Here is a 16,596-nt window from a genome sequence, read left to right on the forward strand (position 1 = left end):
CGGGCGCGCGAAGGGCGTCGGCTCGTCGACACTGCGCAGCCGCTTCATCCTGCGCAACGCCATGCTGCCGGTGATCACCACGATCGGTCTGCAGACGGGACTGCTGATCTCGGGGGCGGTGCTCACCGAGACGGTGTTCGCGTTCCCCGGCATCGGCTCGTTCCTGGCGCGGGCCATCTTCACGCGGGACTTCCCGGTGCTCCAGGGCTTCATCATCTTCATCGCGATCGCGTACGCGCTGATCAACCTGGCGGTGGACGTCTCCTACAGCTTCATCGACCCGAGAGTGAGGGTGCAGTGATGTCTCTCCTCATCGTCCGAAAGGAGGCGGTCGCATGAGCATCGCCCTCCCACCCGCACAGGGACCCTCCGCCGAGAGCGGGGGAAGCATCGACACCGTCGCGATCGCGCAGGCCGATCTGAAGAACGGCGGCGGCTTCTGGAGCGACGTGTTCCGTCGACTCCGCCGCAACCCGACCGCATGGATCGGCGCGGTCATCGTGCTCGTCTTCCTGGCAATCGCCCTGCTGGCACCGGTGATCGCCCCGTATCCGGAGACCGCGCTCCCCGGCGCGAAGTTCATCACCCCGACGCACATCCCCGGACCGGGCGAGCTGCCGGAGTTCCCGCTCGGGCTCGACCGCTTCGGCGGCGACGTGCTCTCGAAGCTGATCTGGGGCGCGCAGGCGTCGCTGCTCATCGGTGTCGTCTCGACCGCGATGGGGCTCGTCGGCGGCATGCTGCTCGGGCTCATCGCCGGCACGTTCGGCGGCTGGGTCGACACGGTCATCATGCGCGTGGTCGACATCATCCTGTCCGTGCCGAACCTGCTGCTGGCGGTGTCGATCGCGGCGATCCTCGGCCAGACGCCGTTCGCGGTCATGATCGCGATCGGTGCCTCGCAGGTGCCGATCTTCGCGCGGCTGCTGCGGGCGTCGATGCTGCAGCAGCGCTCCAGCGACTACGTGCTCTCGGCGCAGACGCTGGGCCTCGGCCGCGGCCGGATCACGATGTCGCACGTGCTCCCCAACGCGATCGGCCCCGTGATCGTGCAGGGCACGCTGACGCTGGCGACCGCGGTGATCGACGCGGCGGCGCTGTCGTTCCTCGGGCTCGGCGGCGGCCGCCCCGAGACCGCCGAGTGGGGGCGCATGCTCACCTACGCCCAGGCGGAGCTGGCGATCGCGCCGTGGCTGGCGTTCCTGCCCGGCATCTGCATCGCGGTCACCGCGCTCGGCTTCACCCTGCTGGGCGAGGCGCTGCGCGAGGCCATGGACCCGAGGACGAGGGCACGATGAACACGCGAGACGAGGGCGCCGCGCGCGCCGCGAGGGAGAACCGCATGTCGGACGAGCCGCTGCTGTCGGTCGAGGGACTGGCGGTCGACTTCGCCACCATGGACGGCGTCGTGCACGCGGTCGAGGGCGTCGACCTGGAGATCCGACCGGGCGAGACGGTCGCGATCGTGGGTGAGTCCGGGTCGGGCAAGTCCACCACCGCGATGGCCATCATCGGGCTGCTCGCCGGGGGCGGGAAGGTCGCGGCGGGCAGTATCCGCCTGGACGGCCGCGAGATCGCGCACGCCTCGGAGAACGAGCTGCGCACGATCCGGGGGCGCGACATCGGCCTGGTCCCGCAGGACCCCATGTCGAACCTCAACCCGGTCGCCAAGATCGGCACGCAGGTCGCAGAGACGCTGCTCGCGCACGGCCTGGCCACGCGGCAGAACGTGCAGGGGAAGGTCGTCGAGGCGCTCACGGCCGCGGGCCTGCCCGACCCGGAGCGCCGCGCCAAGCAGTATCCGCACGAGTTCTCCGGCGGTATGCGCCAGCGCGCGCTGATCGCGATCGGGCTGGCGTGCAAGCCGCGGCTGCTGATCGCCGACGAGCCCACCAGCGCGCTCGACGTCACGGTGCAGCAGACCATCCTCGACCAGATCGGCGAGATGACGCGCGAGCTCGGCACGGCGGTGCTGCTCATCACGCACGACCTCGGTCTCGCGGCCGAGCGGGCGGAGCGGGTCGTGGTGATGCACCGCGGCAAGGTGGTCGAGCAGGGGCCGGCGCGGCAGATCCTGGAGGACCCGCAGCACCCGTACACGCAGTCGCTCGTGAAGGCGGCGCCCTCGGTCGCGGTCGCCCGGCTGCGGCCGGAGGCGTTCGTGCGCGACACGTCCGCCGCCGAGCAGCCCGCGGAGGAGAAGCCGCGCGACCACATCGTCGAGATCGAGAACCTCACGAAGGTGTATCCGGTGCGGGGCAAGCACGAGGACTTCGTGGCCGTCGATGACGTGTCGCTGGCGATCCCGCGCGGCGAGACGGTCGCGATCGTCGGGGAGTCCGGCTCGGGCAAGACGACGACCGCCCGCATGCTGCTCAAGCTGATCGAGCCCACCAGCGGACTCATCCGCTACGAGGGCAAGGACGTCGCATCGCTGAATCGTGCGGAGACGAAGGAGTTCCGGCAGCGCGTGCAGCCGATCTTCCAGGACCCGTACTCGAGCCTGAACCCGATGTTCACGATCGAGCGTTTGATCGCCGAGCCCCTGGAGTTCTATCGGCGGGGGAGTGGCGCCGACCGTCGCAAGCGCGTGCGGCAGCTGCTCGACGACGTGGCGCTGCCGCAGTCGATGCTGCGCCGCTACCCGTCGGAGCTGTCGGGCGGTCAGCGGCAGCGCGTCGCGATCGCCCGGGCGCTCGCGCTCTCGCCCGACCTCATCGTGTGCGACGAGCCGGTGTCGGCGCTCGACGTGCTGGTGCAGGACCAGATCCTGCGGCTGCTCGGCGACCTGCAGCGGGAGTACGGCCTGAGCTACCTGTTCATCTCGCACGACCTCGCGGTGGTGCGGCTCATCAGCGATTACGTGTGCGTGATGAAGGACGGGAAGCTGGTCGAGGCGGCGACGTCGGAGGAGATCTTCACGAATCCGCGCGACCCCTACACGCGGCGCCTGCTCGCCTCGATCCCGGGCAACGAGCTCGGCATCGCGTCCTGAGGCGGGGGAGCGAGCGCCAATACCGCAGGTTCTGAGATTGGTCAAGGACTGTGCTTGCCATGTCGCGGAATCGTGGGTATAGTTGGTAGTTGCGCTCGCTCCTCCCTGCCCTCATATGGTGGTCGGCATCCGTTGAGCTCTCGAGCGCGAACTCCACCTGACGACAAAGGAATCGAGAAGCCCTGCGGGGCTCACGGAGGTTATTCCCTTGGCTGCTGCTCCCAACGCATCCACATCCACCACCACCAAGAACGGACGCGGAGCTTCCCGTCTTTCGTTCGCCAAGATCTCCGACACGCTGACGGTCCCCGACCTTCTCGCTCTGCAGACCGAGTCCTTCGGTTGGCTCGTCGGCAACGACGCCTGGAAGGCGCGCGTGGCCGAGGCGAAGGCCGCCGGTCGCACCGACGTGAACGAGAACAGCGGTCTGGGCGAGATCTTCGAGGAGATCTCCCCGATCGAGGACCTCGGCGAGACGATGCAGCTGTCGTTCACGAACCCGTACCTGGAGCCGGAGAAGTACTCCATCGAGGAGTGCAAGGAGCGTGGCAAGACCTACGCCGCGCCGCTGTACGTCGAGGCCGAGTTCATGAACCACCTCACGGGTGAGATCAAGACGCAGACGGTCTTCATGGGCGACTTCCCCCTGCAGACCGACAAGGGCACGTTCATCATCAACGGCTCCGAGCGCGTCGTCGTTTCGCAGCTCGTCCGCTCGCCCGGTGTCTACTTCGACAAGACGCCCGACAAGACCTCCGACAAGGACATCGTCTCGGCGCGCGTCATCCCGAGCCGCGGTGCCTGGCTCGAGTTCGAGATCGACAAGCGCGACCAGGTGGGCGTGCGCGTCGACCGCAAGCGCAAGCAGTCCGTCACGGTCTTCCTCAAGGCGCTGGGCATGACCAGCGAGGAGATCCTGGCCGAGTTCGCCGGCTACACCTCCATCGAGGAGACGCTCGCGAAGGACACGATCGTCACCAAGGAAGACGCGCTGCGCGACATCTACCGCAAGCTGCGTCCGGGCGAGCAGGTGGCCGCCGAGGCTGCCCGCGCGCTGCTCGACAACTTCTACTTCAACCCGAAGCGCTACGACCTCGCCAAGGTCGGCCGGTACAAGATCAACCACAAGCTGGGTCTCGACACCCCGCTGACGGAGTCGGTGCTGACGGTGCAGGACATCGTCGCGACCATCAAGTACCTGGTGCGTCTGCACGCCGGCACCGAGGAGACCTTCGAGGGCATCCGCGGCGGCAAGAAGACGGAGATCCGTCTCGCGACCGACGACATCGACAACTTCGGCAACCGTCGCATCCGCGCGGTCGGCGAGCTGATCCAGAACCAGGTCCGCACGGGTCTGTCCCGCATGGAGCGCGTCGTCCGCGAGCGCATGACCACGCAGGACATCGAGGCCATCACGCCGCAGACGCTGATCAACGTGCGCCCCGTCGTCGCCGCGATCAAGGAGTTCTTCGGAACCTCGCAGCTGTCGCAGTTCATGGACCAGAACAACCCGCTCGCGGGTCTGACCAACAAGCGCCGCCTCTCGGCCCTCGGCCCCGGTGGTCTGAGCCGCGACCGCGCCGGCGTCGAGGTCCGTGACGTCCACCCCTCGCACTACGGCCGCATGTGCCCGATCGAGACCCCGGAAGGCCCGAACATCGGCCTGATCGGTGCGCTCGCGACCTTCGCGCGCATCAACTCGTTCGGCTTCATCGAGACCCCGTACCGCAAGGTCGTCGACGGTGTCGTGACCGAGCAGATCGACTACCTCACGGCGTCCGAGGAGGTCGACTTCAACATCGCGCAGGCCAACGCGCCGCTCGATGCGAAGGGTCGCTTCCGCGAGAGCCACGTGCTCGCGCGCCCCAAGGGCGGTAGCGGTGAGGTCGACCTGTTCCTGCCGGAGGAGATCGGCTACATCGACGTCTCGCCGCGCCAGATGGTGTCGGTCGCGACCTCGCTCGTGCCCTTCCTCGAGCACGACGACGCGCAGCGCGCGCTCATGGGCGCCAACATGCAGCGCCAGGCCGTGCCGCTGCTGCGCAGCGACTCGCCGCTCGTCGGCACCGGTATGGAGGGTTACACCGCCATCGACGCGGGTGACGTGATCACCGCCGAGAAGGCCGGTGTCGTCTCCGAGGTCTCCGCCGACCGCGTCGTGGTCATGCTCGACGAGGGCGGCACGCAGGAGTACCACCTGCGCAAGTTCGACCGCTCGAACCAGGGCACCTCCTACAACCAGAAGGTCGTCGTGTCGGCCGGTGAGCGCGTCGAGGTCGGCGAGGTCATCGCCGACGGCCCCGCCACCGAGAACGGCGAGCTGGCCCTCGGCAAGAACCTCCTCGTCGCGTTCATGACGTGGGAGGGCTACAACTTCGAGGACGCCATCATCCTGAGCCAGGACCTGGTGAAGGACGACACCCTCTCGTCGATCCACATCGAGGAGTACGAGGTCGACGCCCGCGACACCAAGCTCGGCAAGGAGGAGATCACCCGTGACCTCCCCAACGTCAGCCCCGAGCTGCTGAAGGATCTCGACGAGCGCGGCATCATCCGCATCGGTGCCGAGGTCCGCCCCGGCGACATCCTCGTCGGCAAGGTCACGCCGAAGGGTGAGACCGAGCTGTCGGCCGAGGAGCGCCTGCTCCGCGCGATCTTCAACGAGAAGAGCCGCGAGGTCCGCGACACGTCGCTGAAGGTGCCGCACGGTGAGCAGGGCACGATCATCGCCGTCAAGGAGTTCAACGCCGAGGACGGCGACGACGAGCTCGGCTCCGGCGTGAACCGCCGCGTCGTGGTCTACATCGCCCAGAAGCGCAAGATCACCGAGGGTGACAAGCTCGCCGGCCGTCACGGCAACAAGGGTGTCATCGCGAAGATCCTGCCCGTCGAGGACATGCCGTTCCTCTCGGACGGCACGCCGGTCGACATCGTCCTCAACCCGCTGGGCATCCCGGGTCGAATGAACTTCGGCCAGGTGCTCGAGACCCACCTCGGGTGGATCGCGAAGCAGGGCTGGAAGGTCGAGGGCACCCCGGAGTGGGCCGCCAAGCTGCCGGAGCAGGCCTTCGAGGCCGCCCCCGGCACCAAGGTCGCGACCCCGGTGTTCGACGGCGCCAGCGAGGAGGAGATCGCCGGTCTGCTCGACTCGACGCTCCCGACGCGTGACGGCCTGCGCCTGATCGACTCGAGCGGCAAGACGCAGCTGTTCGACGGCCGCTCCGGCGAGCCGTTCCCGGCGCCGATCTCCGTGGGCTACATGTACATCCTGAAGCTCCACCACCTGGTGGACGACAAGATCCACGCCCGCTCCACCGGTCCGTACTCGATGATCACCCAGCAGCCGCTCGGTGGTAAGGCGCAGTTCGGTGGACAGCGCTTCGGTGAGATGGAGGTGTGGGCCCTCGAGGCCTACGGCGCCGCGTACGCCCTCCAGGAGCTCCTCACGATCAAGTCCGACGACATCCTCGGCCGCGTCAAGGTGTACGAGGCGATCGTCAAGGGCGAGAACATCCAGGAGCCCGGCATCCCGGAGTCGTTCAAGGTGCTCATGAAGGAGATGCAGTCGCTCTGCCTGAACGTCGAGGTCCTCTCGGCCGACGGCACGCTGGTCAACCTCCGTGACACCGACGACGAGGCGTTCCGCGCCGCAGAGGAACTCGGTATCAACATCTCCAGCCGCTTCGAGGCCGCCTCGATCGACGAGATCTAATCCTTCGGGAGCCGGGGACCGCCGTGTCCCCGGCTCACCGAAGCAGACTTCTCAAACAGAATTTCCGACACAGGAGAACTAGTGCTCGAGTCCACAACCTTCGATGAGCTTCGCATCGGCCTGGCGACCGCAGACCACATCCGCGCGTGGTCCTACGGCGAGGTCAAGAAGCCCGAAACCATCAACTACCGCACCCTCAAGCCGGAGAAGGACGGTCTCTTCGGAGAGCAGATCTTCGGCCCGTCCCGTGACTGGGAGTGCGCCTGCGGCAAGTACAAGCGCGTCCGCTTCAAGGGCATCGTCTGTGAGCGCTGTGGCGTGGAGGTCACCAAGAGCTCCGTCCGCCGTGAGCGCATGGGTCACATCGAGCTCGCCGCTCCCGTCACCCACATCTGGTACTTCAAGGGCGTGCCCTCGCGCCTCGGCTACCTGCTCGACATGGCGCCGAAGGACCTCGAGAAGGTCATCTACTTCGCCGCCTACATGGTCATCTCGGTCGACGAGGATGCTCGTCACCGCGACCTGGGCACGCAGGAGAACAACATCCGCCTCGAGCTGAAGACGCTCGGCGACCGCCGCGACGCCAAGATCGCGGAGCGCCTGGCCAAGCTGGAGGAGGAGCTCGCGGCTCTCGAGGCCGAGGGTGCCAAGGCCGACGCCAAGAAGAAGGTCAAGGACGCCGCCGAGAAGGAGATGTCGCTCATCCGCAAGGGTGCCGACGAGGCGATCCTGAAGCTGGAGCGCGTGTGGGAGGACTTCCGCACGCTCGAGGTCGGTGCCCTGCGCCCGGAGGACGACGTCTTCCACGAGCTGCAGGACCGCTTCGGCCAGTACTTCGAGGCCTACATGGGTGCCGAGGCGATCCAGCGTCGCCTGGCCGCGTTCGACCTGACCGCCGAGGCCGAGAGCCTGCACCTGCAGATCTCGGAGGGCAAGGGCCAGCGCAAGATCCGTGCGATCAAGCGCCTCAAGGTCGTCAACTCGTTCCTCGAGACCGGCATGAGCCCGGCCGCGATGGTGCTCGACGTCGTTCCGGTGATCCCGCCGGAGCTGCGTCCGATGGTGCAGCTCGACGGTGGCCGCTTCGCGACCTCCGACCTGAACGACCTGTACCGCCGCGTGATCAACCGCAACAACCGTCTCCGTCGCCTGATCGACCTCGGCGCCCCCGAGATCATCGTCAACAACGAGAAGCGGATGCTGCAGGAGGCCGTCGACGCGCTGTTCGACAACGGCCGCCGTGGTCGCCCCGTCACCGGTACCGGCAACCGTGCCCTCAAGTCCCTGAGCGACATGCTCAAGGGAAAGCAGGGTCGTTTCCGTCAGAACCTGCTCGGCAAGCGTGTCGACTACTCGGGCCGTTCGGTCATCGTGGTCGGCCCGCAGCTCAAGCTGCACCAGTGCGGTCTGCCCAAGCAGATGGCGCTCGAGCTCTTCAAGCCGTTCGTCATCAAGCGCCTGATCGACCTGGGTCACTCGCAGAACATCAAGGCCGCGAAGCGCGCCGTCGAGCGCACCCGTCCCGAGGTCTGGGACGTGCTCGAGGAGATCATCCGCGAGCGTCCGGTGCTGCTCAACCGTGCACCCACCCTGCACCGTCTGGGCATCCAGGCGTTCGAGCCGCAGCTCGTGGAGGGCAAGGCCATCCAGCTGCACCCGCTCGTCTGCGCGGCGTTCAACGCCGACTTCGACGGTGACCAGATGGCCGTGCACCTGCCGCTGTCGGTCGAGGCTCAGGCCGAGGCCCGCGTGCTGATGCTCGCGTCGAACAACATCCTCAAGCCGTCCGACGGCCGTCCGGTGACCCTGCCCTCGCAGGACATGATCATCGGTCTGCACCACCTGACCACGGTCAAGGCCGGTGCCAAGGGCGAGGGCCGTGCGTTCGGCTCCGTCGGTGAGGCGCAGCTCGCGTACGACGAGGGCACGCTCGACCTGCAGGCGAAGGTCCGCATCCGCATCCCGGGTCTGGCCTTCCTGGAGGGCGAGGCTCCCGAGGGCTACGAGAAGCACGGTCTGGTCGACGCGTCGCTCGGTCAGGCGATCTTCAACGACGCGCTGCCGAAGGGCTACCCCTTCGTCCGCGAGCAGGCCGACAAGGGCAAGCTGTCGCAGATCGTCAACAAGCTGGCCGAGGAGTACCCCAAGGTCGAGACGGCCGCCACGCTGGACCGCATCAAGGATGCCGGTTTCTACTGGGCGACCCGTTCGGGTGTCACCGTCGCGCTGAGCGACATCCTGACCCCGCCGAACAAGGCGGAGATCGTCGCGGGCTACGAGAAGCAGGCCGCGAAGGTCCAGTCCCAGTACGAGAAGGGCCTCACGACCGACGCCGAGCGTCGTCAGGAGCTCATCAAGATCTGGACCGAGGCGACCGACGAGGTGCAGGCCGCGATGAAGGCGCACTTCCCGGAGGACAACACCATCAACCGCATGGTGTCCTCGGGCGCCCGTGGTAACTGGCTGCAGATCCGGAACATCGCCGGTATGCGTGGTCTGGTGAACAACCCCAAGGGTGAGATCATCCCGCGTCCGATCATCTCCTCGTACCGCGAGGGTCTGTCGGTGGCGGAGTACTTCATCGCGACGCACGGTACCCGTAAGGGTCTGGCCGACACCGCTCTGCGTACCGCCGACTCGGGTTACCTGACCCGTCGTCTGGTGGACGTCTCGCAGGACGTCATCATCCGCGAAGAGGACTGTGGCACGTCGAAGGGCCTCGAGCTCCCGATCGCCGCGCCGAACTCGCAGGATGAGCTGGTGCGCGACGCGAACGTCGAGAACTCGGTGTTCGCCCGGACGCTGGCCTCCGACGTCGTGAACGCGGCGGGCGAGGTCCTCGCCTCGGCCGGCGACGACGTGGGCGACGTGCTCATCGACAAGCTGGTCGCTGCGGGTGTCGAGACCATCAAGGTCCGCTCGGTCCTGACCTGCGACTCCGCCGTCGGCGTCTGCGCGCAGTGCTACGGCCGTTCGCTCGCGACCGGCAAGACGGTCGACATCGGTGAGGCCGTCGGCATCATCGCGGCCCAGTCGATCGGTGAGCCCGGTACCCAGCTGACGATGCGTACCTTCCACACCGGTGGTTCCGCGTCGGCCGACGACATCACGCAGGGTCTGCCCCGTGTGCAGGAGCTGTTCGAGGCCCGTACCCCCAAGGGTGCGTCGCCGATCGCCGAGGCCGACGGCCGCATCACGATCGACGAGACCGACAAGGCCAAGAAGGTCATCCTGACGCCCGACAACGGCGACGAGCCCGTCGTCTACCCGGTGCTGAAGCGTGCGACGCTCCTCGTCGAGGACGGCCAGCACGTCTCGGTCGGTCAGCCCCTGCAGGTCGGCACGCTCGACCCCAAGGAGGTCATGCGCGTCATGGGTGCCCGCGAGGTGCAGAAGTACCTCGTCGGCGGCGTGCAGGGCGTGTACCGCTCGCAGGGTGTGCCGATCCACGACAAGCACATCGAGGTCATCGTCCGCCAGATGCTCCGCAAGGTCACCGTCGTCGACCACGCCGACACGACCCTGCTGCCGGGTGAGATGGTCGACCTGAAGCGCTACCAGCAGATCAACCGCGAGGCCGTGGCCGAGGGCAAGCGCCCCGCGTCGGGTCGCCCGGAGCTGATGGGTATCACGAAGGCGTCGCTCGCGACCGAGTCGTGGCTGTCCGCCGCGTCCTTCCAGGAGACGACCCGCGTGCTCACGCAGGCCGCCATGGAGGGCAAGCGCGACCCGCTGGTCGGTCTCAAGGAGAACGTCATCATCGGTAAGCTCATCCCCGCCGGAACCGGTCTCTCGAAGTACCGCGACGTCACGGTCGAGGCCACCGAGGAAGCCAAGAGCGAGCGCTACCCGAACCGGATCTTCGCATCCGACGGCGCGTACGCGGACGGCGACTTCGGCTACGTCGACTTCGACGCGTTCTCGACGGACGACATCACCCCCGGTACCTACAACTGAGGTGTGACTGAGTGAACGAAGGCCCCGGGCATCGCCCGGGGCCTTCGTCGTCCCTCGCCGCGTTCGGGCGCGCAGTTCGGCAGCGCTCCGGAGCGCGGGCGGGCGCGGTAGGGTCGGCGAGTGAGCACTGAGACTTCCCCCGGCGGCTCGGCCGTCGTCATCGGAGACGCCCTGATCGACGAGATCCGGGATGACAGCGGCGTCCGCGAGTTCGTCGGCGGAGCCGCCCTGAACGTGGCGGTGGGTCTGCGGCGGCTCGGAATCCCCACGACGCTCATCGCGATGGTGGGAGAAGACGTCGCAGGCGCGCACATCCGCGAGTATGTGGCGGACCACGGCGTGCGCCTGATCGCGAGCGCGGCGCCGCACGGGTCGTCGCGCGCCGTCGTGACCCGGGCCGCGAACGGCGAGCCGAGCTACGTCTTCAACCGTGCCGCCCAGGAGCGCACGATCCGCTACTCGGACGAGGCGGTGGCCGCGATCGCGGACGCCGACCTCGCGGTCGTCAGCTGCTTCCCGTTCGACGCTCCCGCCGAGGTCGACGCGCTCGTAGCCGCCCTGGATGGTGCGCGCCTCGCGATCGATCCGAACCCGCGCACGGGCATGCTGAGCGACCGCGACGAGTTCGTGCGCGGGTTCGAGCGTCTGGCCGCGCAGGCCGAGGTCGTGAAGGTCGGCGCCGACGACGCGGCGGTGCTCTACGACGGCGACCTCGACGCGCTGCGCTCCCGTCTCCGGGGGCTCGGCGTGCGCGCGGTGCTGGCCACCGCGGGGGCGGACGGCGCGGTGCTCGAGTCCGACGCCGGCATCTCGACGGCCCCGATCTCCGCGCTGCCCGGGCGCCTCGTCGACACCGTGGGGGCGGGCGATGCGACGCTCGCCGCCGTCGCCGCCGGTCTGGTCGCCGCTGCTCCGCAGGCCGCAGGGGAGTGGGATGCCCTGCTGCGACGGGCCATGGACATCGCGGCCGCGACGTGCAGGGCCGAGGGCGGCTTGCTGCGCACGCCCGAGTCGCTCGCCGAGTCCGACCGCGGGGTGCACGGCAGCTGACGCCTCGATTTCTCGACCCCGCATCGTGCGGGTATGATGGATCTTCGTGCCCCCGGTTGGCTGTTGAAGTCGGACGGGTGCGCTCTGGCGAGTTACCCAAGTGGCCAAAGGGATCTGACTGTAAATCAGCCGTCTTCGACTTCGGGGGTTCGAATCCCTCACTCGCCACCACGGGGTGTTCTCGGTTCTAGAGCTCTTATGTTCTCGGATCTAAACACCTACGAAGAAGGCCTGCCGGACGACTGGCAGGCCTTCTTCGTTCTCCCACTACGCGTGTCGCCACACTCACGTCGGGTGGATAGTCGCCTTCGCCGCGACCAGCACACCTTCCTTCGGCACCGCCGCCAACACATCATCCTCCTCGCACCCGTACATGTCTGCGTCGAGGAAGTCGAGCGGCAGGACTGCGGGCGTCAGACTTTGCCGAGAACGGTGTTCGGCCTGTTCTGGCGGGAGAGCCGCGCGAAGGCGTGACGGCGCGTTGCCTGGCGAGCAGCGGTGAGGGTGCGAACGCGCGATGACGATAGGTTGTCGGCATGAGTGATGACCCCACGGACGGCGGCGACACGGAACCGGACGGCGACGCGGGCGAGGAGGTCGCAGCCGAAGAAACAGTCGCGCCGGCGGACGATGAGACCGTGGCGCCAGTCGAGCGCGATTCCGAACGACGGTACACGCTCGGGAGCAGCGTGGGGCAGGACCTTGCTCGCTCCTACGCGCGGTTCGGCGCGAACGAAGCCATCGCCAACAACGCCGATCTGTCCCGCATCATCGCCTCCCTGAACGAGAACATTCGCGCGAGTGTCTTGAAGCAAGCCAACATCGGCGCGATGATCTCGTCGGTGGTGAATGCGAACAACATCCAACTGGAGCAGATCGCGCGCACCGCTGCACTGTTCACCAGTCAGGTGATGGGTGATGCCCGTTCCGTCGCCTCTCTCTACCCGGCACTGCAGTTGCATCGAGGCTCGCGCCCCTCCACGGCTCCGCGCGAATCCCGTTCCGCATTCGCGTTCTTCGACACGCACGCGGTTGTCATCGACAGCGTGAGCACGCTACTCAAAGCCCTCTACAAAGTGCAGCAGAAGCAGCACGAGCACCGGCTGGTGTGGCGAGGGCAGCAGGATGCATCCTGGGAGGTGCACTCGTCTTTGTACCGTCAGCTCGCTGAGAAAGGCGCTGTCGACGAGGACCGTATCGTCGCAGCGGAGATCGAGGAACTCCGGCAGGCTGAACGTTGGGGCCAGGACCTCACACGCCCTCTCAACTTTTTCGCTGAATTGCAACACCACGGCGCTCCCACTCGCCTTATCGACGTATCAACGGATCCGGAGATGGCGTGCTGGTTCGCTGTGGAGGAGCACCCGGAGCACGATGGCGCTGATGGGCTCGTTCTGGCGTGGGGTCGTTCGCCTCGGGTGGGCAGGCATGTCGCCGCCCCGAACGAGAACCTGCCCGCGTTGTTCGGTGACACACCTTTCTGGCATGCGTGGGAGGACAACGAGCATCGCCGCCCTGCGGACTGGGGGACGGGCACGCGTACGTGGACATGGTTCCCGCCCGCGCTCAGCGACCGGATGCGCGCCCAGCGGGCGGGGTTCCTTCTGGAAGCAGGTCCCATCCTCACCAGTGACGTCGTGGAGGTGTTCACTGACGTGCTCGAGAAGGATTGGCGGGCGTCGGAGATCGCCCGTGCGACGTCCATCGTCGGTCTGCCGTCACGTCACGATGTGCTGACGAAACCGAACAAGGCGAACCTCGTGCCGGTGTTCGCATTCCGGATTCTCGCGGACGCGAAAGAACCGATCCGCACGTACCTGGAAGGCAAAGGGCTTCATTACTCCAGCGTCTACCCCGATTTCGGCGGCCTCGTCCAGCATCTGCGCGGCCCGTACGGGCCCCGCTAACGGTTTATCGAGGAGCGCGTCGGCTGCACGCATCCCGATGATTCGCGCTCACCGGATAGTGATGCCGAGCTCAAGCAAGTACGGCAGCGCCACGAAGGCGTAGAGGTCGCGGACGATGTCGGCGGCAGCGGATCCATCCCCGTCGCTGACGTGGCCCGCGATCTCCCGCAGTGCGTCAGCAATCATCGCGGGATTCCGATGCCGACCCACGTGACGGCGGCCGAACGCCAGAATCGCTGTCGCCCGCTGATGCTCCTGTGTGATGTGGCGGTTCTGGGAGAACCCCACGAGCATGTTGAGGAGTTTCCAACTTTCGACCACCGTATCGAACTGGTCGGTGTCGTCATGCTCCCAGCGAGTGCTGATGGCGCTCGTCGCGTTTAAGAACTGCGCCCGCTGGACCGCCGTCGCACGCATCACACCGAGTTCCGTCCCCGTGATGCTTGTGCCCGATGCGCGGGCGAGTGCTGCGATGGTTGCCACGTGTGGAGGTTCGGCGTGTACCTATATGAGTTTCAGGTCCACCAGGAACGTGGCTGGTGGATCGTTGAAGCGTGCGATGTGGCCGCACGCACACGTGTAGGGACCCTCGCAGACGTGGAGCCGGCAGCACGTGCCCTCATCGCGGCGGCGTTGAGGCGCGCGCCCGATGAGTTCCGCGTCGACATCCAAGTGCATCGATCCGGCGCTCGTGGGCCTGTGCGTGCCCGGTGGTCTGGAACCAGAAGCCTCGTGGCGGGTCGCTGACGCGACCCGCGATCCAGCCTGTCGCGGCGGCGGCACTGCGTACGCCACCCCGGCTGAGTGCACGTATCGGCAAGCCATGTACTGCGGGCGTCTCGCGCAATCGCGTAGAGCTGAGGGCATGAGAATGGGCAGCGACTCGAAGTATGGGGATTTCACTGGTCTGGGGAGTTTGTGAAGGACAAGTCGCTGCCCAGAAGAGAGAGTATGGAACTTTCGACTCGTGTACTGATGTATCAGTCGCTGCGCCGCGCGCGATGACGACGGCTGGGCGGTTGAATAGAACGGGCGTGGCGCCACGGAGGTGCCGCCGACCGGAGAGCTGGGGGATATGACTGAAGTGCGCAACGTCGCGGTGCTGGTGGGTAATGGGCTGTCCATCGCGTTCAACCCCGCTTTGAACCTCCGCGCAATCACCACAGAGATGGTCGAACGGATGAAGGCCGCCTCGGATGAGGGTGACGACGTGGTGACCGCGATGAAAGAGATCGCAGAACGAGCGCTTCCCGCCGGTGTCACCAGCGAGGACGACTTCGAGGTCCTCGTCGGAGCCTTCGGCGCCGAGAACCGCACGATGGGGTACCTTGAGCGACTCGCTGCTCTCACGCAGCCACAAGACGACGAGCTCCAGGCCGCGATCCAGCTCGTGGCGAACTTCGCGGCTCGAGTGCGCGACACGGGCCTGTCGCACGTGCTCCAGGTCATCTTCGAGAACTCGCATGCGTACGCCGACGACGCGGAACATCTGCATTCTTTCGTGACTGCCGTCACATCGAGCTTCGATGGCCGGGTGTCATTGTCGAATCTGAACTACGACACGTTGCTGCTGTCGGCGGTGCTCACGGTCTGCAACATGGCGGAAGTCGCAGACCTTGCTGACGGTCGCACGAAGGTGAGCATCGTGGACGGAGATGGCGACACTGTTGCCCGCGTTCCTCTTCTGCGGGAAACGCGACACGACTTTTCACCCAAGCACAGGGTTCTCCTGCTGCACCTCCATGGCTCCATCACCTATTGGGCGGGTCAGGAAGGCACGGTCTACGCGAAGCTCAGCCGTGACCACTTGGAGGACCTGGAGCAGTGGCAGGCTGTGCGGGATGGGACCACCGGCCTCCGCCCTGTCGTGGTGCTGGCAAACCAGCGAGACAAGTCCGCGCACGTGCAGGAGTTCCCGTTCAGTCTTGCGTACGAGATGTTCGTGGACTCGCTCGCCACCTCCAACCACTGGCTGATTGTCGGCTATTCGTTCCGCGATGAACCCGTCAACGCCAAGCTCCAAGCGGAGTTCAATGACCGTGCCCGCGAAGAGAAGCCGCGCGTCCTTGTGGTGACGCACGGCGACGACCTGGCCGTCCACGTCGTTGAGCGTGCTTTCGGGTGGGGAAAAGAAGACGGATCGTCAGTGGACTGGCTGACGGTCGTGCGCACGGGCGCGAACGGAGTGGAGAACACGGCGGAGTGGGCTGAGTTCATCGCCTGACGCCGTCGCTGGACGCTTATCGCGGGCATGGCGGCCCAAGACCAGATCGCTTACTCGTAGCTGCGGTGCACATGCCACCCGCTCGTTGTGTGGAAGACGTCGAAGACGACGGCGCGACCGTCATCATCGGTCCCTTGAAATCTCCACCCCTCCGCCTCACCGTGTTCGCGCGGTCCTGTCCATGCGAGCCGGGTGGGAGTGTCGGTGACCGTCCATCGGCGGCCCGCGAAGACCATTCGCACGGGCGTCTCGTTGACCATCCATACGGTTGCAGATACGTGCGGGGCCTCGGTTCTCATGTCAAGAAGAATAGAACATATCTTCGAACCTTGCTAGCCTTGCTGCGCGGGCCAAGAAGGAGAGCCGGTATGGGCACAAGCAAACGCCTGGCGCAGCACTACGATATGCGCGCGCAGCACCAGGCAATCCTCGCTGCCGCCCGAGCCGGCCCTCTACAGCCTTTAACCGAGCGTGAGCTTGCTCTCCGCGAGCATCCCCTCACGATCTATCCGCAGCCGTATCGGATGGCGCAGGTCTGGGTGCGGTTCGGCCCCGAAGCGGTCCGGGTCGACGCAAAGCTCCTTCGCTCCACCCCGCTTGCCGCTGGCGTGGAGTTTCGGACCGGCGAACGCACATTTCGTTGCTGGGTATGGGGAAACGCTGTCTCCATCGAAGACTGACCTATGTCCGGGCTCTCCCGCCCACGCCCCCGCACCATGGCGTGGGCAATTGCGCCACCGCCGATGTCGAC

Annotated in this window: 10 protein-coding genes and 1 tRNA gene; 10 read left to right on the plus strand and 1 reads right to left on the minus strand. The window is 66.7% G+C overall.

Annotation, left to right across the window (positions count from 1 at the left end; all coding sequences use genetic code 11):
- The 8 genes from DW297_RS09230 to DW297_RS09265 all read left to right on the plus strand — a co-directional run.
- Nucleotides 1–301: ABC transporter permease subunit (locus tag DW297_RS09230; protein ID WP_136031616.1), on the plus strand; the 301-nt coding region annotated here is incomplete at its 5' end.
- A gap of 34 nt (nt 302–335) precedes the next feature.
- Complete coding sequence (locus tag DW297_RS09235; protein ID WP_136031619.1) at nt 336–1,298, plus strand: ABC transporter permease; 963 nt, start codon at nt 336–338, stop codon at nt 1,296–1,298.
- On the plus strand, nt 1,295–2,995 hold the full coding sequence (locus tag DW297_RS09240; RefSeq protein ID WP_136031621.1) for an ABC transporter ATP-binding protein: 1,701 nt from the start codon (nt 1,295–1,297) through the stop codon (nt 2,993–2,995). The genes DW297_RS09235 and DW297_RS09240 overlap by 4 nt, the downstream gene beginning before the upstream one ends.
- 208 nt (nt 2,996–3,203) lie before the next feature.
- Nucleotides 3,204–6,707, plus strand: a complete 3,504-nt coding sequence (rpoB, locus tag DW297_RS09245) for a DNA-directed RNA polymerase subunit beta (RefSeq protein WP_136031622.1) — start codon at nt 3,204–3,206, stop codon at nt 6,705–6,707.
- Nucleotides 6,708–6,788: 81 nt separating this feature from the next.
- The gene (rpoC, locus tag DW297_RS09250) at nt 6,789–10,664 is read left to right on the plus strand and encodes a DNA-directed RNA polymerase subunit beta' (protein WP_136031625.1); all 3,876 of its coding nucleotides are present in this window, start codon (nt 6,789–6,791) and stop codon (nt 10,662–10,664) included.
- Between the two features lie 120 nt (nt 10,665–10,784).
- Nucleotides 10,785–11,714 carry a PfkB family carbohydrate kinase gene (locus DW297_RS09255; protein ID WP_136031627.1) on the plus strand — a complete coding sequence of 310 codons (930 nt, stop codon included), beginning with the start codon at nt 10,785–10,787 and terminating at the stop codon, nt 11,712–11,714.
- Nucleotides 11,715–11,800: 86 nt separating this feature from the next.
- Nucleotides 11,801–11,885: transfer RNA gene (locus DW297_RS09260), tRNA-Tyr, on the plus strand.
- A gap of 365 nt (nt 11,886–12,250) precedes the next feature.
- Nucleotides 12,251–13,621: an FRG domain-containing protein gene (locus DW297_RS09265; RefSeq protein WP_136031629.1), complete on the plus strand. Its 1,371-nt coding sequence runs from the start codon at nt 12,251–12,253 to the stop codon at nt 13,619–13,621.
- Nucleotides 13,622–13,669: 48 nt separating this feature from the next.
- On the opposite strand, the gene DW297_RS09270 is transcribed toward DW297_RS09265, so the two are convergent.
- Nucleotides 13,670–14,104 (minus strand): hypothetical protein, encoded by a 435-nt coding sequence (locus tag DW297_RS09270; protein WP_136031631.1) that lies wholly within the window; start codon nt 14,102–14,104, stop codon nt 13,670–13,672.
- 592 nt (nt 14,105–14,696) lie between these two features.
- Between DW297_RS09270 and DW297_RS09275 the strand changes: the two genes are divergently transcribed.
- Nucleotides 14,697–15,845 (plus strand): SIR2 family protein, encoded by a 1,149-nt coding sequence (locus DW297_RS09275; protein WP_136031633.1) that lies wholly within the window; start codon nt 14,697–14,699, stop codon nt 15,843–15,845.
- 368 nt (nt 15,846–16,213) lie between these two features.
- Nucleotides 16,214–16,525, plus strand: coding sequence for a hypothetical protein (locus DW297_RS09285; protein WP_240744572.1), 312 nt, complete (start codon nt 16,214–16,216; stop codon nt 16,523–16,525).
- Nucleotides 16,526–16,596: the final 71 nt, after the last annotated feature.

The organism is Microbacterium sp. PF5 (genome assembly GCF_004794315.1).
Lineage (GTDB): Bacteria > Actinomycetota > Actinomycetes > Actinomycetales > Microbacteriaceae > Microbacterium > Microbacterium sufflavum.

Coding starts and splice junctions, on each gene's coding strand:
- DW297_RS09235 (WP_136031619.1), top strand. CDS start 336: ATGAGCATCGCCCTCCCACCCGCACAGGGACCCTCCGCCGAGAGCGGG.
- DW297_RS09240 (WP_136031621.1), top strand. CDS start 1,295: ATGAACACGCGAGACGAGGGCGCCGCGCGCGCCGCGAGGGAGAACCGC.
- DW297_RS09265 (WP_136031629.1), top strand. CDS start 12,251: ATGAGTGATGACCCCACGGACGGCGGCGACACGGAACCGGACGGCGAC.
- DW297_RS09275 (WP_136031633.1), top strand. CDS start 14,697: ATGACTGAAGTGCGCAACGTCGCGGTGCTGGTGGGTAATGGGCTGTCC.
- DW297_RS09285 (WP_240744572.1), top strand. CDS start 16,214: ATGGGCACAAGCAAACGCCTGGCGCAGCACTACGATATGCGCGCGCAG.